A 24173-nucleotide genomic window follows, 5' to 3' on the forward strand; every position below is an offset into this window, starting at 1 on the left:
CCTTCTTTCTATTAAACACTATTTTACCAAATTTCATCAAAACATGAAATTATTTTGGAAAAATAGTAAAATCAATCATTTCACAAGAATCAATAAAATGATGTCCTATTTCAATCACATCAACTAAACTAATTGTCTGTAATATTTTTGGTAAATCAAATAGATTATCCCCTTCTGAAAAGGTTTCGTATTGAGTGGCAATATATTCTAATGAGTTCAGTCCATGTAAAAAATCACCAAACATTTCACTTTTTATAATATCAAGATGCTCTTCTGTTACATCAGGGTCTTTTTCAAAATCACGAATCGCAGAACGAAATTGGTGAGACAGAGCAACTGGCTCACTAGTATCCATTGTTAACATCACAAAGTGAAAATCTTTTTCTACTTCAACTTCTAACGATAATGAGTTGTCTATTTTTCCAGCCTCATAAAGCGTTTGAAATCTTTTAGATGTCCAACCAAACATCATTGCAAATAGCAGTTTTAAAGCAGTCTTATAACGAAATAAATCAGCTCCCACTAGTGATTGACTCCCACGTAATCCGATTGCAAGTTTAGAACTTGCCACTTCCATTCGAACACTCCCAGTAGAAATAACAGGATTTAACGCAAGGGGAAAACGTCTAATCAAACTTTCTTCATCAATCCCCTTCAAAGATTCGTGTTGTTCCTGAATAACAGCAATGGTCTTTTCTAAGTCAAAATTACCAATCAGCAGTAAACTCATATTAGATGGATGGTAAAAGGTTTCAAAGTTTTCATCCAAATCCTCAACAGTTATTTCTGCAATTGATTCAACGCTTCCTGCAATATCTTCTGCCAATGGAGTGTCTGGATAAAGATTTGCTAAAGTGTGAAAAAACAGGCAATAATCTGGATTGTCTTTGTACATATCAATTTCTTGCTGGATAATTCCCTGTTCACGTTGAACAGATTCTTCTGTGAAATAAGCATTTTCTAGTAAACTTTGCAACAATCTCACATTTTCTAAAACATTGTCCGTCGCCGAAAAAAGATAACTGGTCTTAGTAAAACTTGTAAAGGCATTGCTCTCAGCACCTAATTCAACAAATTGTTGTAAAAGATCTTGACCATTTTCATCCTCAAATAATTTATGTTCCCAAAAATGTGCAACTCCTGCAGGGTATTGAACAGCTTGATTAGAACCACGCGGAATAAAAGAAGTATCAATTGAGCCAAAATTTGCTGTCATAATCCCATAAGTTTCATTGAAATCTCGTTTGGGTAAAAGAAATACTTTTAGACCATTTCGTAAAGTAGTCTGATAGACTGCTTCTCCAACTGCTGGATAATCCTTCCTCTCCATTTTTAAAATTTGCATTATTTTCCTTCCATAAAATAAATCGCTTGTAGCCTGAGTTGTGTTGCAGCAACAATGATATCTTCTCGGCTGACTGCTTCTAAAGCATTTAGCCAAACAGCAATTGGCATAAATGTTTTCTGCAAAACAGATGCCATATAAGCTTGTTCTATCAACGTATTTTGCCTATCTAAAGAAAGGAGCATCGTATTTCGTAGCATTTTTTTGGTCTGATTTAACGCCTCATCAGTAAAATGTCCTTTTTTTAAATCTGCAATTTGTCGATAAATTAAACTCACTGTTTTTGTTCGATTTTTCCTATCAATTCCAGCATAAATACGCATCATACCCGAAAAAATATCAATACTACTTGAAATTGTATAAGCTAGACCCTCTTTTTCCCGAACATTAACAAATAATTTTGAATGAGCAAAGCCACCTAAAAGTCCGTTCAATACAATAAGAGGGATATGAGTCTTATCACCATATTGAGCAGAAAAATGATATCCTAATTCAACAATAGATTGATAAGCATCTTTTCGCTCCAATGATTCTTTTAAAACATTCGAAAATTCTTGATGATAATGCAGTTGCAAACTAAGTTGACGCGGCTGTAAACCAAAGGTTTTAATATGTTCACAGACTTCAATCTCATTAAAATCACCCATAAAAAAGATGTCAATTTTATCATTTTGAAGCATTTTTTGAAAAATAGCAAAACTACTTTCTGGTGTTTCCTTGTCAACTAAGTCTGGCGTAGCTAAACGAGGAGTTTGTATTTCCTTTTCTGTATAAAATAATTTATTCAGCTCTTGATGCGCGTGATAAAAATGATCTTCAATTTCAGCTTTTAAATCATTGAGTACATTCTTTTTTTCAATTTCAAAAACAGCCTGATTAAAAGCTCCTTCATTCGCTAAAGGTTTTAACAAGCTATCCTTTAAAAAATCAAGTATCTCTCCTGTTAGTGTATTTTTTCGACTTAAAAATGCATCGCTAACAAAAGAGATATTTAAATCCACGTAATGTATTAGTCCTCTGCGTGATAATCCCGTTGAAAAGTTGGCACCATAAAGAGTTGCTAATCGTTCACGAAAAATCTGCGAAGTTGGATAGATTTCATTAGCTGTTTCAAACATACTTGCAACCAGCACGCGCCCCGCTATCGTATCCGTAGACATCGGAGCTGAAAACCTCATTTTTATTCGATTCGTTTTAAATTTTTTGGATGTTATAAAATGGAGATCTACTCCAGAAACCAGCTCCATAGTGTCCCTCATGTTCTTTTAATATTGACTTCTATTATATCACGAAACAACTCCTAATTTCTCCTTCAAGCTTTATTCTTTCAACTTAAAACGTTTTCTTAATGGTGTGATTGTGATAATTCTAATATCATCTTTTCATCTAATTATGATATAATGACAAAGATCGAGGTGAATTATATGAAATATAAATTATTTGATGACTACATCACTCTACAAGCTTTATTAAAAGAAGTCGGAATCATTCAAAGTGGTGGTGCTATTAAAAGTTTTCTTCAAGAAAATCAAGTTTATTTTAATGGAGAACTCGAAACTCGCCGCGGAAAGAAAATTCGCATTGGCGATACTATTACTCTTCCAAATCAAAAATTAGAAATACTGCTGACTGCACCAAATGAAGAGGAAGGGGGGGAGCATGAAAAAGAGCTTTTAGAAAAAAGACGAGTTGCCACCCTTGTAAAAGAAATGAACAAAAGTATCAAAAAAAGTAAATCGACAACAAGTCTGAGAACCAATAAATCGGATAAAAAGGCTCCTATCCGCTTCCCAGGTATTTAATATGTGGTTAAAAAAGTTACAAATTCAACATTTTCGTAATTATGAAGCAACTGAAATAGATTTTCATTCTGGTCTCAATATTTTTCTAGGCCAAAATGCTCAAGGAAAAACAAATATCTTGGAAGCCATCTATTTTCTTGCATTGACACGAAGTCATCGAACTCGTTCAGACAAAGATTTAATTTATTTCTCCAAAGACACCCTAAAAATATCTGGACAACTTGTCAAGCAAACGGGGAAAATCTCTTTAGAGATTGACTTGACACCTAAAGGAAGAATTACAAAGGTTAATCATCTAAAACAAAGCAAACTATCTGATTATGTTGGAAATATGAATGTTATTTTATTTGCTCCAGAAGATTTACAGTTGATTAAAGGAGCTCCAGCCCTTAGACGAAAATTTATTGATATAGAATTGGGGCAAATTAAGCCAATCTATTTATCTGATTTATCACATTACCACCATGTTTTAAAACAAAGAAATACTTATTTAAAAACAGCAAAAACAATAGATGAGACTTTTTTAGCAGTTTTAGATGATCAACTAGTGGAGTTTGGTTGTCGTGTTATGCAGCATCGGATAGAATTTCTCAAAAAATTAGAGCACTTTGGTCAACAAAAACATTTGGAACTCTCAAGTCATTTAGAAAACTTAACCATTAAGTACTGCTCTTCTGTTCCACTTTCAGATTCCAATAAGTTAAAAGAATCTTTCCAAATTGCATTAAAGCAAAGCCGTAGTAGAGATTTATTTAAAAAAAATACTGGGGTTGGTCCCCATCGAGATGATATTGCTTTTTGTATCAATGACATGAATGCCAATTTTGGTAGTCAAGGACAACATCGAAGTGTGGTTTTATCTCTCAAACTGGCAGAAATTGAGCTCATGGAAACTGTTACTAAAGAAAAACCAATTCTTCTACTTGACGATGTTATGAGTGAACTTGACAATAGTCGTCAACTTAATTTACTTGAAACTATTTCTCAAAATATCCAAACATTTATAACAACAACAACTCTAGAACATCTACAAAACATGCCTTCTAATATTAAAATTTTCTCAATTCATGAAGGACATTTAACTGAAGACAAGGTGTAAACTAGATATTAACACGCTTTACACACTTGCAAAGTGTGTAAATTATAAAAGCTCTGCAGTAGGTAATGCAGAGCTTTTATAATAAATCTCATTGTACAGAATAGTTTGGAGCTTCATTCGTAATTTGAACATCATGAGGGTGGCTTTCTTTCAAACCAGCTCCACTCATTTCAATAAATTGAGCTTTGTCATGTAGTTCTTGGAGATTGGCTGCTCCACAATATCCCATACCAGAACGAACTCCTCCAATCATTTGGAAAACGATATCTGCTGCTGCACCTTTATAAGCTACACGACCTTCAATTCCTTCTGGAACTAGCTTGTTCGCCTCATTGACAGAACCCTGGAAATAACGATCGCTGGACCCTTTCTTCATAGCAGCAATGGACCCCATCCCACGATATGTTTTAAACTTACGGCCTTGGAAAATTTCTGTTTCACCTGGTGCCTCATCTGTACCAGCAAACATTGAACCAAGCATCACTGCATTTCCTCCTGCAGCAAGTGCTTTCACGATATCTCCTGAATACTGAATCCCACCATCTGCAATAATTGTTTTCCCGTATTCACGCGCAACTTGTGCAGCATCATAAATTGCCGTCACTTGAGGTACACCAACTCCAGCAATAACACGAGTGGTACAAATTGAACCTGGACCAATCCCGACTTTTACAACATCAACTCCGGCATCATATAATGCACGGGCACCTTCTGCTGTAGCAATATTCCCTGCAATCAACGTTCGTTCTGGAAAATGTTCACGAATCTCAGCAATCTTCCGAAGTACTCCCGCTGAATGTCCATGTGCTGTATCAATGACAATAGCATCTGCACCTGCTTCAAATAAAGCTTCTGCACGCTCAAATGTATCAGAAGTAACTCCTACTGCACCAGCAACCAAAAGACGACCATATTCATCTTTAGCTGCATTTGGAAATTCAATTACTTTTTCAATATCTTTAATTGTAATCAGACCAGATAAACGACCGTAGTCATCAACCAATGGTAATTTTTCAATGCGATGCTCATGAAGTATCCGCTCTGCCGTTTCAAGATCTGTTCCAACAGGAGCTGTCACAAGATTTTTACTCGTCATATGCGCTGAGATAGGTTGATTATAATCCGTAATAAATCGCATATCACGATTTGTAATAATCCCAACTAATTTGCGATTTTCAAGCGTTTCAACAACAGGAACACCACTGATACGATAACGTTCCATCAATTCTTCTGCATCTGATACCGTATGAGTTGGAGTCAAGAAAAATGGATCAATGATAACTCCATTTTCTGATCGTTTAACTTTCCGAATTTCATCCGCTTGTTGCTCAATAGACATATTTTTGTGAATAACACCAAGACCTCCAGCACGAGCAATAGCAATGGCCATTTTACTTTCTGTAACAGTATCCATTGCTGCGGTGATAATTGGAATATTGAGTGTCAAATTTTCAGCCAATTTTGTTTGTAAATTCGCATCATTTGGCAAAACATGACTCTCTGCAGGAATGAGTAATACATCATCAAAAGTAAAACCTTTTTTCAAAAATTTAGTGTCCCAGTTAGACATCCACAATTCCTCTTTTCTTTATTGATTGAGCACAGCTCGTATTTATTGTTAATATGATACCATTCTATCTGTATTTGTCAATCACTATTATCTAAAAAACCATCACTTTTAGTGACAGTCTTTCTTAATTTATTTGAAATAATTAATTCCCATAGCAGATTTTACATCAGAAAGAGTCTGACTAGCTACTTGACGTGCTTTTTCGCTACCTTTTTGTAGCATAGTGTAGACTGCTCCCATATCTTTTGAAAATTCAACACGACGTTCACGAATTGGTCCTAACTCACGCTCTAAAATTTCCAATAAATAGCGTTTTGTTTTCACATCTCCCAGTCCACCTCGTTGATAGTGTTCCTTCATTGCTGTAATTTCTTGCGCATCTTCTGGACGACCAAACACATCTAAATAATGAAAAACCATATTGCCTTCAATTTTACCAGGATCTTCAATCTTGATATGGTCAGGATCAGTATACATGCTCATCACTTTCTTTTGTAAAGTATCCATATCATCAGATAAATAGATGCCATTATTTAAAGATTTAGACATTTTTGCATTCCCGTCAAGCCCCGGCAAACGTCCTGCTGCTTCATTTTGAGGATAAATGCCCTCAGGCTCTACCAAGACATCACAATTATAAGTATGGTTAAAAGAACGTACAATTTCACGAGTTTGTTCAATCATTGGTTTCTGATCATTTCCTACTGGAACATAATTCGCTTTAAAAGCAGTAATATCTGCTGCTTGTGCAATTGGATAAACTAAAAAACCAGTTGGAATACTTTCACCGAATCCTTTTTGAGCAATTTCTGACTTGACAGTTGGGTTACGTTCCAAACGCGCTAATGACACCAAATTCATATAATACATTGACAACTCTGACAACTCAGGAATTTGACTTTGAATAAAAATAGTTGTCTTTTCAGGATCTAATCCAGCAGCTAAATAGTCTAATGCTACATTTCCAATTGACTCTACAATTGTCTTAGGATCCTTAGCATGATCTGTCAAGGCTTGCTGATCAGCTAAAAATACAAATAATTCATATTTTCCTTCATCTTGTAATAAAACACGATTTCGCAAACTTCCTACATAATGACCAATATGTAATTTTCCTGTTGGACGATCTCCTGTTAAAATAATAGGTTTTGACATCACATTCTCCTTGAATTTTCTTGATAATATTATACCATTTTCAAGAAAAATGTGTAGAAACTATTTCTACACTTCTTAAAATTATTTGACAATTGAATTACCAGCTTTCACACGCCATTTATAATCAGATAATATAATATCTTTCAAAGAATAAGTTGCTTGCCAATTTAAAAATTCTTTTGCTTTAGAAGCATTTGCTAACACACTTGCTGGATCACCAGAACGACGTGCCACAATTTCATGAGGAATTTTTTGCTGTAAAATTTGCTCTGCAGTATTGTAAATTTCCTTGACAGTATAACCTTGTTCTGTTCCTAAATTGAAAATCTGTGAAGTTGACGAATCTGTAAACAAATAGTCAAATCCCTTTACATGTGCCTGCGCTAAATCTAAAACATGAATATAATCACGAATGCATGAGCCATCTCGCGTTTCATAATCATCGCCATAAATTTTTAAAGCATCATTTTGTCCAAGAGCTGTTTTATTAATATTAGGGATAATATGTGTCGGATTTTTAACCCTCAAACCATTTGAAGCATCCATAGCAGCACCAGCAACATTAAAATAACGAAAAATGACATATTTCCAACCATAACGGTTGGCCATCCAATAAATCATGCGTTCTCCCATCAGTTTTGTCTCTGCATAAGGATTTACTGGATTTAATAGCGTATCTTCATTTGCCGGTTTATCTATACAATTATTGCCATAAACTGAAGCTGTAGAAGAAAATATAATTTTATCAATTCCTACTGCTGATAATACTTTTAACACCCGATTCATACCAGCTACATTTGCTGAAAAATATTTACTTGGATCTTCAATACTTTCACTAACGACTATTTCACCCGCACAATGTAGCACAGCATCAATTTTATAAGATTGTAAATAAGCTTTTAATGCAGACTCATCATAAACATCCAGTTCTTTAAAGTGTGCTCTTACATCCACCGCATCCCTGACACCTGATGCTAGATTATCCAAAACATATACATCATAACCAGCATCTAAAAGCGCCTTTACAGTATGAGAGCCAATATATCCAGCTCCTCCTGTCACTAAAATTGATTTCATTTTTCTCCTCCTTATCTTTTTACATCAATAAAAGAGTATCTTTTAGTAAGTATTGGTATGTTTCAACCAAACTTTCAATTCTATCTCCAATAAGAATCCCATCAAATCCAATAGTTAAAATCTGTTCAATATCTTCACGGTTTACACCACCACCAAAAATCAACTGATATGTAAAACCAAACTTTACACTTAAATTATCCAAATAATCTTTTAAATCTTGAAAACTTTCTTCAACATCTATAAAGGAATAATCTTTTTTTCCTTTTAATGTTGCACTCAATATTTCGTAAGCTACAATAATATGTTTATCCTGAAGATCTAGATCATCTAAATATGTTGCGCATTCAAAAATAGGATTTTCATGATTTCCTACACAAATAATAGGAATAATATCTTTCTGTAAAGCATTGTCAATCTTTGAGCGAATCATTCTTGTTGTTTCATTTAAATACTTTTGCCTTTCTAAATGACCTACAAAAGCATAATTTATATTGTAATGTTTTAAATGTTGAGGCGATAAATCACCTACATTTCTTCCTTTAATTGACAAATTTTGAACTGCAATGTCAAAATGATACACATTATAATTCGGTATGATAGGAGCAATAATCAATTGATGTTGTTTGCTTATTGGTTGATTGAACTTCTCTAACAATTCTAATTGTTGCTTGATTGACATCTGATTTTTAAAATTAAAAACAACTAACACTTTATGCCTCCTTTACACTATTTACAACTCTTTTAAAAAATAATCTTCTATTGTCTGTTTATAAAATTTAAATTGAGGATTTTTCACAACATTATGAAAAGATAGTGTTTTTCTTTTCTTTAAACCACAAAATTCCATGGTCTTATGGAATGAAATCAAAACATCATCTACATTTTTTCCATCAAAAAATGCAGCCGGATTATTAAAAACTTCTTCTGGTGCATTCCAAGTTGTGGATAAGATATATTCTTTATTTTTCATTAAACCGCCTTGTCCATAAGTATCTGCAAATGAATAAAATTGACCATATTCAAAGACTTCATCCATATATAATTTCAACTTCCCAGGTACATTAAACCAATAAATAGGAAATTGAAAAATAATCAAATCTGCCCACAAAAACTTATTTCTCTCGTCTATTACATTATAGTCCTCAACTGACGATAATTGCACATCATGATTGTGACGTAATTTATCCAACATAATATTATACAAACTAAAATTTAATTCTCCTTTACAAAACTCATGTTTTTGATAACCATTTACCAATAAAATTTTCATTTTCTCCTCCTAAAAATATTCTAAATTCATTATAAATTTTTGAAATTTCTCTTACTTATCAATATTCTAAAATGTCATATTTTATCCCTGAATCATTTGAAAAAAGTCAAATTTTCTAGTAAAATGAAACTAATTACAGAATTAGGAGAAAAATATTGCTTACAGTATCAGATGTATCACTACGCTTTAGTGATCGAAAATTATTTGATGATGTGAATATCAAATTTACAAAAGGAAATACTTATGGTTTAATTGGTGCTAATGGTGCAGGAAAATCAACTTTTTTAAAAATCCTATCTGGAGATATCGAACCAACGACTGGAAATATCTCACTCGGACCAGACGAACGTCTCTCAGTTCTTCGACAAAATCACTTTGATTATGAAGAAGAACGAGTGATTGATGTAGTTATCATGGGAAATGAGCATCTTTATAACATTATGAAAGAAAAAGATGCCATTTACATGAAACCTGATTTTTCTGATGAAGACGGTGTCCGAGCAGCTGAATTAGAAGGTGAATTTGCTGAGTTAGGTGGTTGGGAGGCTGAAAGTGAAGCCTCTCAACTCCTCCAGAACTTAAATATCCCAGAAAATCTTCACTATCAAAATATGAGTGAATTATCCAATGGAGATAAAGTAAAAGTTCTCCTTGCAAAAGCTCTATTTGGTCAACCAGATGTTCTGCTGCTAGACGAACCGACCAACGGCCTTGACATTCAATCCATCTCTTGGTTAGAAGATTTTTTGGTTGATTTTGAAAATACCGTTATCGTTGTATCCCACGACCGTCACTTCCTCAATAAAGTATGTACACACATGGCTGATTTAGACTTTGGCAAAATCAAACTCTATGTTGGTAACTATGATTTCTGGAAAGAATCTAGTGAATTAGCTGCTAAACTCTTAGCAGACCGTAATGCTAAAGCAGAAGAAAAAATCAAACAACTGCAAGAATTTGTTGCTCGCTTCTCTGCTAATGCTTCAAAATCTAAGCAAGCAACTTCTCGTAAAAAAATGCTTGACAAAATTGAACTGGAAGAAATTGTCCCATCAAGCCGTAAATATCCATTTATTAACTTCAAAGCCGAACGCGAAATCGGAAATGACCTCTTGACAGTCGAAAACCTTTCTGTCAAGATTGACGGCGAAGTCATCCTTGACAGTATCAGCTTTATCTTGCGTCCGGGTGACAAGACAGCCTTGATTGGACAAAATGACATTCAAACAACCGCTTTGATTCGAGCTATTATGGGAGATATTGACTATGAAGGAACTGTCAAGTGGGGTATTACAACTAGTCAATCTTATTTACCAAAAGACAATAGCAAAGATTTTGCCAGCGGTGAATCTATTCTTGACTGGCTCCGTCAATTTGCAAGTAAAGAAGAAGATGACAACACCTTCCTTCGAGGATTTCTAGGTCGCATGCTTTTCTCTGGTGATGAGGTTAACAAGTCTGTCAACGTCTTGTCAGGTGGTGAAAAGGTTCGTGTCATGCTGTCAAAGCTCATGTTGCTCAAATCAAACGTTTTAGTACTAGATGATCCAACCAATCACTTAGACTTAGAATCTATTTCTAGCCTAAATGACGGTCTGAAAAACTTTAAAGAATCTATTATTTTTGCTAGCCACGATCATGAATTTATCCAGACACTTGCTAATCACATTATTGTTCTTTCTAAAAATGGTGTCATTGATCGTATTGACGAAACCTATGATGAATTTTTAGAAAATCAAGAAGTACAAGAAAAAGTCAATAGTCTTTGGAAAGATTAAACTTTTCAAAAAATAGGAGCTGATGAAAGATTCAGTTCCTTAAATTTTAGTATTTTACGATAGCTTATGAAAAAAATCAAAAAACTCTTCAAAAATTATTATTTGATAGCCTTTTTTATTCCATTTTTGATTCTGTTTATAACTTACCTTATAAATGGAATCTATTGGAAAAGTGACACTTCTCCGCTATTAGGAGACGGATTTCATCAATATGTCATTTTCGATGTTACTTTAAGAAATATTTTGCATGGTTCAGACAGTATTTTTTACACGTTTACAAGTGGACTTGGATTAAATTTTTATGCTTTATCTAGCTATTATCTTGGAAGTTTTTTATCACCTTTAGTTTACTTTTTCAATTTAAAAAATATGCCAGATGCAGTATATTTATTTACTCTGATAAAGTTTGGTTTGATGGGATTGACTTGTTTCATCAGTATTAAAGGTATCTTTAAAAAAATTTCTCCTTATCTTATATTAATACTGTCAACTTCCTACGCTCTAATGAGTTTTGCAGTTAGTCAACTTGAAATAAAAACTTGGCTAGATGTCTTCATTATTATTCCACTTATTTTACTTGGTTTACACCAGTTGATTACTCAAAAAAGACGTGTTCTTTACTTTACAGCTTTGTCAATTCTTTTTATTCAAAATTATTATTTTGGGTATATGATGGCGATCTTTCTTGTATTGTGGTTCTTTGTTCAAACTTCATGGGATTTTAAAATTAGGATTAAATCTTTCATAGACTTTACAGTTGTGTCAATTTCAGCTGGGATAACTAGTCTCATTATGATTCTACCAACTTTTCTAGATTTAAAAACGCATGGTGAGAAATTAACAAAAGTAACAACTTTACTGACTGAAAAAAGTTGGTATTTGGATATCTTTGCCAAAAACTTTATTGGAGCTTTTGACACAACTAAATATGGATCTATTCCGATGATTTATGTTGGGCTTGTTCCATTATTACTAGCAATTCTCTTCTTCACTTTAAAGTCTATTAAGTTTCACGTGAAACTTTCCTATGTTATTTTAATTATATTCTTAGTAGCTAGTTTTTACTTACAGCCTTTGGATCTGCTTTGGCAAGGTATGCACACGCCAAATATGTTCCTACATCGTTACTCTTGGACTTTTTCTATTGTCATTATTTTCTTAGCTGCTGAAAGCTTGGAGCGTCTAAAAGAGATTAAATTGACAAACATTCTAGCCAGTTTTTCTATCTTAGGACTTGGTTTTATTGCTGCTTTTATTTTTAAGAATCATTACAAATTTTTAGGTTCTGTTAATTTCATCTTAACATTAGAGTTTTTGATTGCTTATCTTTTAATTTCTTGGACTTATACAAAAAAATATATTTCTGTTAAAATATTTACTATTTCTACTTTATTATTTGTTTGCTTTGAACTAAGTTTAAATAGTTTTTATCAAATGGAAGGAATTGCAAAAGAATGGGGCTTTGCAAGTAGAAATGCTTATGAACAAGATTTAACAGCTATTGATTTACTCGTCAACTACAGTAAAAAGAAAAATTCCAATTTCTTTAGAACTGAAAAATTAGCTATTCAAACTGGAAATGACAGTATGAAATACAATTATAATGGTATCTCTCAATTTTCTTCTGTTCGCAATACCGCAGCTAGTTCTATTCTTGATAAATTAGGTTTTAAATCATCTGGAACTAATTTAAACTTACGTTATCAAAACAATAGTATCATTATGGATAGCTTATTGGGTGTAAAATATAATATTTCAACAAACAATCCTCAAAAATATGGTTTTACTTCCATTAAAACGAAAGATAATTTAACACTTTATGAAAATAAAAATGCTAATTCACTAGCATTTTTAACAAATTCAATTTACAGAGATGTAAAGTTTAATCACTTAACATTAGATAATCAAACTCGTTTTCTCAATCAGCTTTCTGGATTAAATTTAAAATATTATCACAGATTATCTCCTACAAGTAATCATAATGTTAAGCAAGTTGGAAATAGAATAGCAGCAGAAGTAGATAAAGAAAATCATGATTCCTTTGCTAGTGTAACTTACACTTTAGAAGTTCCAACAAATAGTCAAGTTTATTTAACTCTGCCAAACTTAACTTTCTCAAATGACAACCAAAAATCAGTTGACATAACTGTAAATAATAATCAAAAAATGCATTATGGTACCAACAATGTCTTTCCATTTTTTAATCTTGGTTATTTTAAGCAAAAACAAACCATAACCGTTAAAATATCTTTCCCAGATAACTCAAAAGTTTCATTTGATAGTCCTGAATTTTATACGCTTAACACCAATCATTTTCAACAAGCGATAAACAAGATTCAACGACAAAAAGTATCCGTGACAACAAAACATAATACAATAACAGCACATTATCAAGCTCAACGAGATAGTTCTTTATTCTTCACACTTCCTTATGATAAAGGTTGGGCTGCAACACAAAACGGAAAACCAATTAAAATTTCAAGAGCACAAAATGGCTTTATGAAAATTGATGTCAAAAAAGGCGCAGGAAAAATAAAACTGACATTTATCCCAAATGGTCTTAAAGAAGGTAGTATAGCATGTTTATCTGGAATCTCCTTATTTATAATTTACAATAAGATACGTAAGAAAAAATTGTCATAGTTAAAAAGCCAAGCTGAACAATAAGACAGTTTGGCTTTTAGTATTCTTTAGTTATATAAAAAAGCATTCTTTATGAATGCTTAGTAGCTCCGGCAGTAGGACTCGAACCTACGACATCATGATTAACAGTCATGCGCTACTACCAACTGAGCTATGCCGGATGATATAGTCCGTACGGGATTCGAACCCGTGTTACCGCCGTGAAAAGGCGGTGTCTTAACCCCTTGACCAACGGACCATATATGTTCTTTCACAGAACATATACTATTATACCAGTTTGGAAAACTTTGTCAATAGTTTTTATTTAAAAATTTAACTATATTTGCTATTTCATTTGCCTATTCTATTTATCCTTTTAATTCCTCTAAAATAGCCTTTAACTTTCCAATTTTCATTCGAGTAATCGGACAACGATGATCTTCATAAAAAATTATTTCTCGCATTTTTTTGTCATAACCTTTGATGTTTCCAATATTGACTAGATAAGATTTATGAGGTGAAAAGAAACGTCTTGTTTCTTTATCTTTTTCTTGAATATCTGCAATAGTACCATAAAATTCTTTAAAAAAGTTTTTACCGACAATTCTTAATTTATGAGAAGAACCTGTCGTTTCAATATATAAAATGTCATTAAAAGGCATTCTAACCTCTCCGCCACGAAAGCTATATTCAAAATAATCCACCATATCTTTATTTTCAATCAATGTCGCTTTTGTATACTCAATGCTGTCTTTTATATGTTTTTTAAAAGCAACATCACTCAAATTTTTATCAACAAAATCCAGTGCAGATACCTTATATTTGAAGGTCATAGTAGCAAATTCTGATTTCGTTGTAACAAAAACAATAATAGCATACGGATTGTGATGACGTATAAATTTTGCTATTTCTAAACCTTTTGTTTCCTCTCCTTTGATATCAATATCTAAAAAATATAATTGATTCACCTCATCATTTTCAACATATTCTTTAAATTCTCTTACTTTGCCAGTTACTTTAACCTTTATTGTAATTCCCATTTCTTTCGCAATCTCTGCCAAAGTTGTTTCCATTCTTACTTGATGTGAAATTTCATCTTCTAATACTAATACTTTCATTATAAACCTTCTTTCCGCACTCTCATTACTTGTGTAAAATATTCATCCTCAATTTTAGTATCGAGGATAATTCCTTCATAGTTGTTAATAATTTCTTTGATATTGCTTAAGCCTAAACCGCGTCCTTCACCCTTTGTTGAAAAATCAGTTTGGTAAATCTCTTCTAAATCTAGCGGTCTTTTCTTACGTGAATTTTGAATGACTAAGATTGTTTCTGTATCTAAATCCACCAAAGAAACATTCATCGTTTTTTGATAACTTTCTGCTGATCCTTCTATGGCATTATTCAAAAGGACGCTTGTCATTCTAACCAGATCTAACAATTTAATCGGCAAGGGCTTGACAAAATCTTTTACTTCAAATGTTAATTCTATATTGTAATCACGTGCCTTAAATAATGTTTGCGTCATAACACTTCTAAGTGCTGAATCTCCAACATTATTTAAATCAAAATACGTATATTTATCTGAACGAAGTTGTAAATTAGCATTTACTAGCACCTCCTGATAAATTCGTTCTACTTCTTTTATATTACCTGTATGAATGGCCGATTGGAAGCTTGCCAACATCCCACCATAATCGTGACGAAAACCTCGAATTTCATTATACAGATTAACAATTTCATCTGTATATTTTTGTAATTGTAGTTGTTCTCGTTCTTTCTGTTTAATTTGTTCTTCTTTTTCATACTTTTCGCGAATAGATTGTAAGTAGAATAAAGTTGACATAAACATTAAAAAGCAAATTGTAGCAATCATACTAGAAAAACTATTTAAATTTTTCATATTACTAAGCCAATGCGACAAATTTAATAAAAAATGAATAAATAAGAGATAAAAGTTTAACTGCACAATATTCTCTTTAAAATCCGCCTTTTTAAAATATTTAAAATTAAACTTAAAATAATCAATTGCTTTTAAAATAAAAACTAAAGAAATGATATTGATAAAAATATAAAACAATCCCCAGTATCTATCAACAAACTTATCACCTGTAACAGAAGAAATAATGACTGAAAAGAAGGTTTCAGAGGTAGTTACAGATGAATAAATTAAAAAGGTTGCAAAAACTGATATATACTTCTCATATTTCTTAAAGCGATAAAAATAGAAGTAAATTATAATAGGCTCTAATAATAAACATAGATAGGCTAATAAGGAATTAATCGAATTTATAAAAGATGAAAATAAAAATAAACACAAGCACAATAAAGTAAAGCGAAAATCTATAATTTTCACTTTACTAATTTTTTTATGAACAATTGAAAAAGATAAAATTCCGATAATAAAAGAAATGATTATAAATATTTTATCCAGATTCATAATGATAAAATCTCCTAACCAAATAATTTTTTCCCAATTCCAATCATTCCTCTAGGATCCCTCCTATCCCCACCAATGATTTTATCTAACTGCTCATCATTCAGTTCTTTAAATTCTACAACTTCCTTTTTTACTACCTCTTTTTTAGCAAACAACTTTTTCATAATTTCTCCTTAATGTTTGTTTTTTGTAAGAAATCTTACAAGGTAATTATACAAAATCTTCATAAATAAATTAAAAAAAACTCTAAACGACACATTTTTACATCTCAAAAGACTTCTTTATTCAGTTATAGAAAAAGGCACGCTTTCCCGTGCCCTTTTCTTATATGATCCCAGCAGGATTCGAACCTGCGACCGTTCGCTTAGAAGGCGAATGCTCTATCCAGCTGAGCTATGAGACCAATGCTCTATCATTTTAACAAAAAAAGCCTATGACGTCAAGATTACTTATGATAGGGACTTCCTTGTTGAATCATAAACAATCGATAAATTTGTTCTACTAAAACTAATCGCATTAACTGATGAGGAAGTGTCAATTTTCCAAAACTCATCAGCAAATTAGCCCTTTTTTTGACAGCAGTAGACAGACCAAGACTCCCACCAATCACAAAAGTAATATCCGAAAATCCACGAACAGTCACATCGCTTAATCTCTTACTGAATTCTTCTGACGGAAATTGTTGCCCTTCAATAGCTAAAGCAATCACAAATTCTTTATCATTAATTTTCGATAAGATACGAGTTCCTTCTTTGTCAAGAATTTGTTGATTTTCTAAGTGACTTGCCTTATCAGGTGTTTTTTCATCTGGAAGTTCAATCATATCAAATTTAGTAAAGCGCCCTAAACGTTTTACATACTCTGCTATTCCATCTTTAAGGTATTTTTCTTTTAATTTTCCAACAGTTACAAGTTTTATTTTCATATCTCTATTCTACCATATCCACAATTATTTCACACCTTATTCACAGGATAAAAAATAAATTACCTTATAAATGACTTAGAAAATCACAGATTTTAAAAGTTATCCACAATTTGTGGAAAAGATAAAACATTTAAGCTATAATTAAGTTAAATTCTTTATACTTTCAGTAATTGAAATAACTAGGAGGAAGATATGAAAAACTCTTCAAATTTCACAAAAAAATTGTTATTGCTTTTCATGGTCTTAGCTATAGGTTTTATTGGTGGTTTACTTGGAAACTTAACTTCATCTAAATTATCAACAAATAGCTCTACAACGACTAAAGTTAATCAAGTTACTACTGCTTATAAAAATACAAATTCCACAACACAAGCTGTGAGTAAAGTAAAAGATGCTGTTGTATCCGTTATTACCTATGCTAATAATAATTCACAAAACAGTGTGTTTGGAAATGATGATTCAAATAATAACAATGATAATTCTCAACAAGTAGCTAGCGAAGGATCTGGAGTTATTTATAAAAAAGATGGAAAATACGCTTACTTAGTAACCAATACCCACGTTATCAGTGGTGCTAAAAAAGTTGACATTCGTTTAGCAGATGGTAATAAAGTTCCTGGAGAAATTGTAGGGTCAGATACTTATTCTGATATCTCCGTTGTTCGCATCAGTGCTGATAAAGTAAAATCAGTTGCTGAATTTGGAGATTCTAGCAAATTGACTGTTGGTGAGACAGCTATTGCAATTGGAAGTCCACTTGGTTCAAATTATGCTAATACTGTGACTCAAGGAATTATTTCTAGTTTAAATCGTAATGTTTCTCTAAAATCTGAAGACGGACAAACGATTTCAACACAAGCTATTCAAACAGACACAGCTATCAACCCAGGGAACTCTGGTGGACCACTTGTGAATATCCAAGGGCAAGTAATTGGTATTACTTCAAGTAAAATAGCTAACAACGGCGGAACTTCGGTTGAAGGATTAGGATTTGCTATTCCATCTAATGATGTTATAAACATTATTAACCAGTTAGAAGCAAATGGAACTGTTACACGACCAGCTCTAGGAATCCAAATGATTGACATCACTAATCTGTCTAGTTCAGATCTATCACGTTTAAAACTCCCATCAAAAATAACTAGTGGAGTTGTCGTACGTTCAGCTCAATCTGGAATGCCAGCTGAAGGAAAACTTCAAAAATATGATGTGATTACAAAAGTAGATGATAAAGAAATTTCTTCAACAAGTGATTTACAATCTGCTTTATACAAACATTCAATTGGCGACAACATAAAAATCACTTTCTATCGTGATGGAAAAGAAACTACTACTACCATTAAGCTTACAAAATCTACAAAAGATTTAGATTCAAATAATTGACACTTTATTAACACATCTTTACAGAATTGTAAAGGTGTGTTATTCTATATAAACATGGAAAAATATCAATATATTGCACTTAAGGACATTCAAACTAATCCTTATCAACCAAGAAAAGAATTTTCAGAAGAAAAAATTACTGAGCTTGCTAATTCTATAAAAGAACATGGGATTATTCAGCCCATTATTGTACGAAAATCTCCGATAATTGGTTATGAATTGCTAGCTGGTGAAAGGCGTTTTAGAGCTGCTAAATTAGCAGGCTTAACAAATATACCAGCTATTATAAAAGAAGTAACAGATGATGAAATGATGAAGCAAGCCATTATTGAAAATTTACAACGAGAAGATTTAAATCCTATAGAAGAAGCACAATCTTATCAATATTTGATTGACAAAGGGTTGACACATAAAGAGATCGCTCTGACTATGGGAAAATCACGTCCTTATATTACAAATTCTGTTCGGTTATTAAATTTACCTCTCAATATTATCGAAGCGATAAAAGAAGGAAATATTTCTCAAGGACACGCTCGTCTGCTCATCAATCTCTCAGAAAAAGAGCAAAATCAGTGGTTTGATAAAATATTATCTCAAGGCCTTTCTGTTCGGCAGTTAGAAAAACAATTGCATTCCCAACAGACAAAAACTGTAACAAAAAATAAACATCATCTCTTCCTCAAAGAGGAAGAAAAAAGATTAAAAAAGATATTTGGTACAGAGATTTCTCTTCAATTTTCTAAACAATCTCAATCAGGGAAAATTTGTATTCATTTTTCAAACCTAGAAGAATATCAAAGAATTATTGACAGCTTTAAATAAGGCTGTTATTTTTATTCTTTCAAGTCACAGAGTTATCCACTCTTATTTTATAAGAAAACCTTAATGAATCACAGAAAAACTGCTTTATTCACAATCTGTGGAAAACTTCAAAGAACAATGTGAATTTATTTCCACAGATTGTGGAAAACTTTTGCATTTTATGTTAAAATAACTTCTATGGATAATTAAATATAACGAAGATTTATTAGCAAGGAAGGAGGTTTCTTATGTCACAAGAAGCTAATTTTTGGGCGCGTGTTTTAGAATTGGCTCAAAAACAAATCAAAAAAAATACATATGATTATTTTGTTTCAGGAGCTCGGTTAATGAAAGTTGAAAATTTTCAAGCTACTGTACTTCTTGACAGTCCTGTCAAACAATTATTTTGGGATCAAAATTTAGCAGATGTCATCATTACTGCAGGTTTTGAAATTTATAATGACCAAATTACCGTACACTATATCTTTCAAGAGGAAAATGATGAAGTTACTCAATCAACAAATACAAATCATTCAGTAGTTAAACCAAGCCTTCCTCCCATTGAAACCGGGTTAAAAGCAAAATATACATTTGATAATTTTGTTCAAGGCGATGGAAATGTTTGGGCTCTATCGGCGGCACTCGCTGTTTCTGAAAATTTAGCAACAACTTATAATCCATTGTTTATCTATGGTGGACCAGGATTAGGAAAAACCCATTTACTAAATGCAATTGGAAATCAAATTTTAGAAAATATTCCTGATGCTAGAGTGAAATACATTCCTGCTGAGACTTTTATCAACGACTTTTTAGAACATCTTCGATTAGGGGAAATGGAAAGCTTTAAGAGAACTTATCGAAGCCTCGATCTTTTATTGATTGATGACATTCAATCTTTAGGAGGAAAAAAAGTTTCTACTCAAGAAGAATTTTTCAATACCTTTAATGCTTTGCACGGAGATAATAAACAAATTGTTTTAACAAGCGACCGAAGTCCTGATCATCTGGATAATCTTGAAGAACGTTTAGTCACGCGCTTCAAATGGGGATTAACTCAAAACATTACTCCACCTGATTTTGAAACAAGAATCGCCATTTTACGCAATAAGATAGAAGATTTAGATTACATTTTTCCAAATGATACCTTAGAATATCTAGCAGGTCAATTTGATTCAAATGTGCGAGATTTAGAAGGTGCTCTAAATGATATTTCTCTTATGGCTAGAGTAAAAAATCTGAAAGAAATTACAATTGACGCTGCTGCTGAAGCTATTCGAGCTCGAAAACAAGATGCAAGTCAAATTTTAGTTATTCCAATTGATAAAATCCAAACAGAAGTTGGAAATTTCTATGGAGTCAGCGTTAAAGAAATGAAAGGAAGTCGTCGGGTTCAAAATATTGTCCTTGCTAGACAAGTAGCTATGTATTTGGCCCGTGAATTAACCGATAATAGTCTTCCCAAAATTGGAAGAGAATTTGGCGGTAAAGATCATACAACGGTCATACATGCTCATGGGAAAATTAAAACAATGCTAGAAACGGATGATAATCTTCGATTAGAAATAGAAAACATAAAAAATAAAATCAGATAATTGTGGATAATTGCAAAAAAATGTTAAAGTTATTCACAATTTATAAACAAGTCTGTTTTTGTGTTCTATCGCTGATTAGGAAACTTTTCCACAAGTTTCACACAAACTACTATTACTATTAACTTAATAATCATAAAATAATAAAAGGAGTGTCTATGATTAACTTTTCAATCAATAAAAATTTATTTTTACAAGCTTTAAATACAACCAAACGTGCTATTAGTCTTAAAAATGCTATTCCCATTCTTTCTACAGTAAAAATTGATGTTACAAATGAAGGAATTACATTAATTGGTTCAAATGGACAAATCTCTATTGAAAATTTTATTTCAATTAAAAACGAAAATGCAGGGCTTTTAGTGACCTCTTCAGGCTCTATTTTGCTTGAAGCAACTTTTTTCATCAATGTTGTATCAAGTCTTCCTGATGTTACACTTGATTTTAAAGAAATTGAGCAAAAGCAAATTGTTTTAACTAGTGGCAAATCAGAAATTACCTTAAAAGGAAAAGATGCAGATCAATACCCTCGTATTCAAGAAATTTCAGCAAGTAATCCTTTGGTGCTTGAAACAAGTGTTCTTAAAAATATTATTAACGAGACAGCTTTTGCAGCTAGTACACAAGAAAGTCGCCCGATTTTAACTGGGGTTCATTTTGTTTTAACAGAAAATAAAAATTTAAAGACGGTTGCAACAGACTCTCATCGGATGAGTCAAAAGAAGATTGTTTTAGAAAAAAATGGGGATAATTTTGATGTTGTTATTCCTAGTCGTTCTCTACGAGAATTTTCAGCCGTTTTTACGGATGATATTGAAACAGTAGAGATTTACTTCACAAATAATCAATTACTCTTTAGAAGTGAAAATATTAGCTTCTACACTCGGCTGTTAGAGGGAAATTATCCTGATACCGACCGTTTAATTCCAACAGAATTTACTAGTATTGTAACATTTGATAAAAATAACCTTCGTTATGCAATGGAACGCGCACGCCTTCTTTCAAATGCAACTCAAAATGGAACAGTTAAATTAGAAATTATAAATGGTGTAGTTAGTGCACATGTGAACTCTCCTGAAGTTGGCCGTGTAAATGAAGAAATTGATACTGAAAGTATATCAGGTCAAGATTTAACCATTAGTTTTAATCCAACGTATTTAATTGATTCATTGAAAGCTATTAATAGTGAAAAAGTTACAATCAGCTTTATTTCGGCTGTACGTCCATTTACTTTAGTTCCAAATGAAGATACAGAGAACTTTATTCAATTGATTACACCAGTGAGAACAAACTAATGTATGATGTAGGAAATTTTGTTGAAATGAAAAAACCACATGCTTGTACGATTAAATCTACAGGCAAAAAAGCAAATCGTTGGGAAATTATTCGAGTGGGTGCGGATATTAAAATTCGCTGTACAAATTGCCAACATATCGTGATGATGAGCCGATATGATTTTGAACGAAAACTAAAAAAAGTGCTAGGAAATTGATTTCTTAGCACCTTTTCATAATCTTATTTTAATTTTTCAAATTTACCGTCTGTAATTTCTTTAAAACCTTTACTTGTTAAGAGTTCTTTACTAGCTTTCATACTAACTTTTTTAGTTTTTCTCGTATTCTTATCTGTATACATTCCAGGTAAGGTTGCTAATTTATCAAAGTCTACTTTATTAAAGTTAATTTCTACAGTTTCCTTAACTCCCTTTTCTTCATAAGTGACTTTTTCTTTAATTCCTTCAATATTTTGATACATTTGAGAAGCTTTATCAATTCTGTCTTTAACATCTTCTTTTTTAGTAGCTCCTAAGGTTTTATAAGACCAAAATGAATTAGTAGTTTGTTTTGTGACAATATCTCCTTTATAATAATAGGTTAAACGTAAGTCGTATTGCAAATTTTGATCAATTCTTTGAAATGACATCTTTTTTTCTTGAGATCCGCATGCAATGAGAGTGATGAGCGAAAAAACTGTAACAAAACCAACCAATAATTGTTTTAAATATCTTTTTTTCATGGCATTACCTCCTATACCTCAATAAAATTATAATATTTTTATTGGGAAAATACAACATTTTACAAAAATGATTAAGTTATAAGTCAAATAGTGGTAAATATGATATAATGGTTTATTGAATTGAAAAGGTGAAAGGAAGAGCGAAATGGCTTTAACAGCAGGAATTGTGGGATTGCCTAATGTTGGAAAATCCACTTTATTTAATGCGATTACAAAAGCAGGAGCAGAGGCAGCTAACTACCCCTTTGCGACGATTGACCCTAATGTTGGACGGGTAGAAGTTCCAGATGCTCGTTTGGATAAATTAACAGAGCTTATCAAACCACAGAAAAAAGTGCCAACAACTTTTGAGTTTACAGATATTGCAGGGATTGTAAAAGGAGCTTCAAAAGGAGAAGGTCTTGGAAATAAATTTTTGGCTAACATTCGTGAAGTTGATGCCATTGTTCATGTGGTTCGGGCTTTTGATGATGAAAATGTTATGCGGGAACAAGGACGTGAGTCAAGTTTTGTTGACCCAATGGCTGATATTGAAACAATTAATCTTGAGTTGATTTTAGCAGATTTAGAAAGTATCAATAAACGCTACACACGTGTAGAAAAAGTTGCTCGAACGCAAAAAGACAAAGATTCAGTAGCTGAGTTTCATGTTTTGCAAAAAATCAAACCAGTCTTAGAAAATGGTTTATCAGCTCGTACCATTGAATTTGATGAGGAAGAACAAAAGATTGTCAAAAAATTATTTTTATTGACTACAAAACCAGTGCTTTATGTTGCGAATGTTGGTGAAGACGAGGTAGCAGATCCGGATAATATTGAGTATGTTCAACAAATTCGCGAGTTTGCAGCAACTGAAAATGCAGAGGTAGTGGTTATATCTGCGCGTGCTGAAGAAGAAATTTCTGAGCTAGATGATGAAGATAAAGCTGAATTTCTTGAAGCAATGGGCTTGAACGAATCTGGGGTTGACAAATTAACCAGAGCAGCTTATCATTTATTAGGACTTGGAACTTATTTTACAGCAGGAGAAAAAGAAGTTCGAGCTTGGACATTTAAACGTGGCATGAAAGCACCACAAGCAGCTGGCATTATTCACTCAGACTTTGAGAAAGGCTTCATTCGTGCTGTAACCATGTCTTATGATGATTTAGTGAAATATGGAAGTGAAAAAGCAGTCAAAGAAGCAGGACGACTGCGTGAAGAAGGAAAAGAATATATCGTTCAAGATGGCGATATTATGGAATTTAGATTTAATGTGTAAAGCATTGTAAACTAAATATAAACGAGGTTGGAAAAACTTT

At 32.5% G+C, this 24173-nt stretch carries 22 protein-coding genes and 3 tRNA genes; 10 read left to right on the forward strand and 15 right to left on the reverse strand.

From position 1 onward, the window contains the following. Positions 1-49: 49 nt before the first annotated feature. Positions 50-1345, reverse strand: coding sequence for an EF-P 5-aminopentanol modification-associated protein YfmH (gene yfmH / locus RG565_RS01460; protein ID WP_247936912.1), 1296 nt, complete (start codon positions 1343-1345; stop codon positions 50-52). Further along, positions 1345-2592, reverse strand: coding sequence for an EF-P 5-aminopentanol modification-associated protein YfmF (gene yfmF, locus RG565_RS01465; protein ID WP_059221669.1), 1248 nt, complete (start codon positions 2590-2592; stop codon positions 1345-1347). The genes yfmH and yfmF overlap by 1 nt, the downstream gene beginning before the upstream one ends. A gap of 177 nt (positions 2593-2769) precedes the next feature. Between yfmF and yaaA the strand changes: the two genes are divergently transcribed. Both yaaA and recF read left to right on the forward strand, forming a co-directional pair. Next, positions 2770-3147 (forward strand): S4 domain-containing protein YaaA, encoded by a 378-nt coding sequence (gene yaaA / locus RG565_RS01470; protein ID WP_247936913.1) that lies wholly within the window; start codon positions 2770-2772, stop codon positions 3145-3147. A gap of 1 nt (position 3148) precedes the next feature. Beyond that, entirely contained in the window at positions 3149-4246 is a 1098-nt protein-coding gene (recF, locus tag RG565_RS01475) for a DNA replication/repair protein RecF (RefSeq protein WP_247936914.1), read from the forward strand. A gap of 88 nt (positions 4247-4334) precedes the next feature. Here recF and guaB read toward each other — a convergent pair whose 3' ends face one another. The 5 genes from guaB to RG565_RS01500 all read right to left on the reverse strand — a co-directional run bounded on the left by guaB (position 4335) and on the right by RG565_RS01500 (position 9318). Next, a complete protein-coding gene (gene guaB, locus RG565_RS01480) occupies positions 4335-5816 on the reverse strand; it encodes an IMP dehydrogenase (protein ID WP_003030719.1) in 1482 nt (493 codons plus the stop codon). A gap of 129 nt (positions 5817-5945) precedes the next feature. After that, positions 5946-6971, reverse strand: coding sequence for a tryptophan--tRNA ligase (trpS, locus tag RG565_RS01485; RefSeq protein ID WP_195322926.1), 1026 nt, complete (start codon positions 6969-6971; stop codon positions 5946-5948). 81 nt (positions 6972-7052) lie between these two features. Beyond that, positions 7053-8048 carry a UDP-glucose 4-epimerase GalE gene (gene galE / locus RG565_RS01490; RefSeq protein ID WP_247936916.1) on the reverse strand — a complete coding sequence of 332 codons (996 nt, stop codon included), beginning with the start codon at positions 8046-8048 and terminating at the stop codon, positions 7053-7055. A gap of 19 nt (positions 8049-8067) precedes the next feature. Further along, positions 8068-8757, reverse strand: coding sequence for a triose-phosphate isomerase (locus tag RG565_RS01495; RefSeq protein WP_117644986.1), 690 nt, complete (start codon positions 8755-8757; stop codon positions 8068-8070). A 21-nt stretch (positions 8758-8778) separates the two neighbouring features. Then, entirely contained in the window at positions 8779-9318 is a 540-nt protein-coding gene (locus tag RG565_RS01500) for an NAD(P)H-dependent oxidoreductase (protein WP_003030730.1), read from the reverse strand. Between the two features lie 155 nt (positions 9319-9473). Here RG565_RS01500 and RG565_RS01505 point away from each other — a divergent pair, with 155 nt between their 5' ends. Both RG565_RS01505 and RG565_RS01510 read left to right on the forward strand, forming a co-directional pair. Next, a complete protein-coding gene (locus RG565_RS01505) occupies positions 9474-11096 on the forward strand; it encodes an ATP-binding cassette domain-containing protein (protein ID WP_247936917.1) in 1623 nt (540 codons plus the stop codon). 66 nt (positions 11097-11162) lie between these two features. Beyond that, on the forward strand, positions 11163-13739 hold the full coding sequence (locus RG565_RS01510) for a YfhO family protein (RefSeq protein ID WP_247936918.1): 2577 nt from the start codon (positions 11163-11165) through the stop codon (positions 13737-13739). An 87-nt stretch (positions 13740-13826) separates the two neighbouring features. On the opposite strand, the gene RG565_RS01515 is transcribed toward RG565_RS01510, so the two are convergent. The 7 genes from RG565_RS01515 to rlmH all read right to left on the reverse strand — a co-directional run bounded on the left by RG565_RS01515 (position 13827) and on the right by rlmH (position 17083). Next, a tRNA-Asn gene (locus RG565_RS01515) sits at positions 13827-13900 on the reverse strand. Between the two features lie 5 nt (positions 13901-13905). Then, positions 13906-13977 (reverse strand) — tRNA-Glu (locus RG565_RS01520). A 109-nt stretch (positions 13978-14086) separates the two neighbouring features. Continuing rightward, positions 14087-14836 (reverse strand): competence system response regulator transcription factor ComE, encoded by a 750-nt coding sequence (gene comE / locus RG565_RS01525; protein WP_003040601.1) that lies wholly within the window; start codon positions 14834-14836, stop codon positions 14087-14089. Further along, complete coding sequence (locus RG565_RS01530) at positions 14836-16158, reverse strand: GHKL domain-containing protein (RefSeq protein WP_247936919.1); 1323 nt, start codon at positions 16156-16158, stop codon at positions 14836-14838. Before RG565_RS01530 ends, comE begins: the two co-directional genes overlap by 1 nt. A gap of 14 nt (positions 16159-16172) precedes the next feature. Next, positions 16173-16322, reverse strand: coding sequence for a bacteriocin (locus RG565_RS01535; protein ID WP_106388355.1), 150 nt, complete (start codon positions 16320-16322; stop codon positions 16173-16175). 165 nt (positions 16323-16487) lie between these two features. Further along, positions 16488-16561, reverse strand: a tRNA-Arg gene (locus RG565_RS01540). Positions 16562-16603: 42 nt separating this feature from the next. After that, positions 16604-17083 carry a 23S rRNA (pseudouridine(1915)-N(3))-methyltransferase RlmH gene (rlmH, locus tag RG565_RS01545; RefSeq protein ID WP_247936920.1) on the reverse strand — a complete coding sequence of 160 codons (480 nt, stop codon included), beginning with the start codon at positions 17081-17083 and terminating at the stop codon, positions 16604-16606. A gap of 192 nt (positions 17084-17275) precedes the next feature. Between rlmH and RG565_RS01550 the strand changes: the two genes are divergently transcribed. The 5 genes from RG565_RS01550 (at position 17276) to RG565_RS01570 (ending at position 22348) form a co-directional block, all read left to right on the forward strand. Further along, a complete protein-coding gene (locus RG565_RS01550; RefSeq protein ID WP_003029517.1) occupies positions 17276-18466 on the forward strand; it encodes a S1C family serine protease in 1191 nt (396 codons plus the stop codon). A 54-nt stretch (positions 18467-18520) separates the two neighbouring features. After that, positions 18521-19288, forward strand: coding sequence for a ParB/RepB/Spo0J family partition protein (locus RG565_RS01555; RefSeq protein WP_059221676.1), 768 nt, complete (start codon positions 18521-18523; stop codon positions 19286-19288). Positions 19289-19515: 227 nt separating this feature from the next. Continuing rightward, the gene (gene dnaA, locus RG565_RS01560; RefSeq protein WP_049533213.1) at positions 19516-20859 is read left to right on the forward strand and encodes a chromosomal replication initiator protein DnaA; all 1344 of its coding nucleotides are present in this window, start codon (positions 19516-19518) and stop codon (positions 20857-20859) included. Positions 20860-21014: 155 nt separating this feature from the next. Next, the gene (dnaN, locus tag RG565_RS01565) at positions 21015-22151 is read left to right on the forward strand and encodes a DNA polymerase III subunit beta (RefSeq protein ID WP_059221678.1); all 1137 of its coding nucleotides are present in this window, start codon (positions 21015-21017) and stop codon (positions 22149-22151) included. Next, complete coding sequence (locus tag RG565_RS01570) at positions 22151-22348, forward strand: DUF951 domain-containing protein (protein ID WP_022526716.1); 198 nt, start codon at positions 22151-22153, stop codon at positions 22346-22348. The genes dnaN and RG565_RS01570 overlap by 1 nt, the downstream gene beginning before the upstream one ends. A 23-nt stretch (positions 22349-22371) precedes the next feature. Here the strand turns inward: RG565_RS01570 and RG565_RS01575 are convergent, their stop codons facing one another. Continuing rightward, a complete protein-coding gene (locus tag RG565_RS01575) occupies positions 22372-22872 on the reverse strand; it encodes a DUF1307 domain-containing protein (RefSeq protein WP_195323555.1) in 501 nt (166 codons plus the stop codon). A 145-nt stretch (positions 22873-23017) separates the two neighbouring features. Between RG565_RS01575 and ychF the strand changes: the two genes are divergently transcribed. Then, positions 23018-24133 carry a redox-regulated ATPase YchF gene (gene ychF, locus RG565_RS01580; protein WP_003029509.1) on the forward strand — a complete coding sequence of 372 codons (1116 nt, stop codon included), beginning with the start codon at positions 23018-23020 and terminating at the stop codon, positions 24131-24133. Positions 24134-24173: the final 40 nt, after the last annotated feature.

It is taken from the genome of Streptococcus sp. IsoGale021 (genome assembly GCF_031142795.1).
Lineage (GTDB): Bacteria > Bacillota > Bacilli > Lactobacillales > Streptococcaceae > Streptococcus > Streptococcus hominis.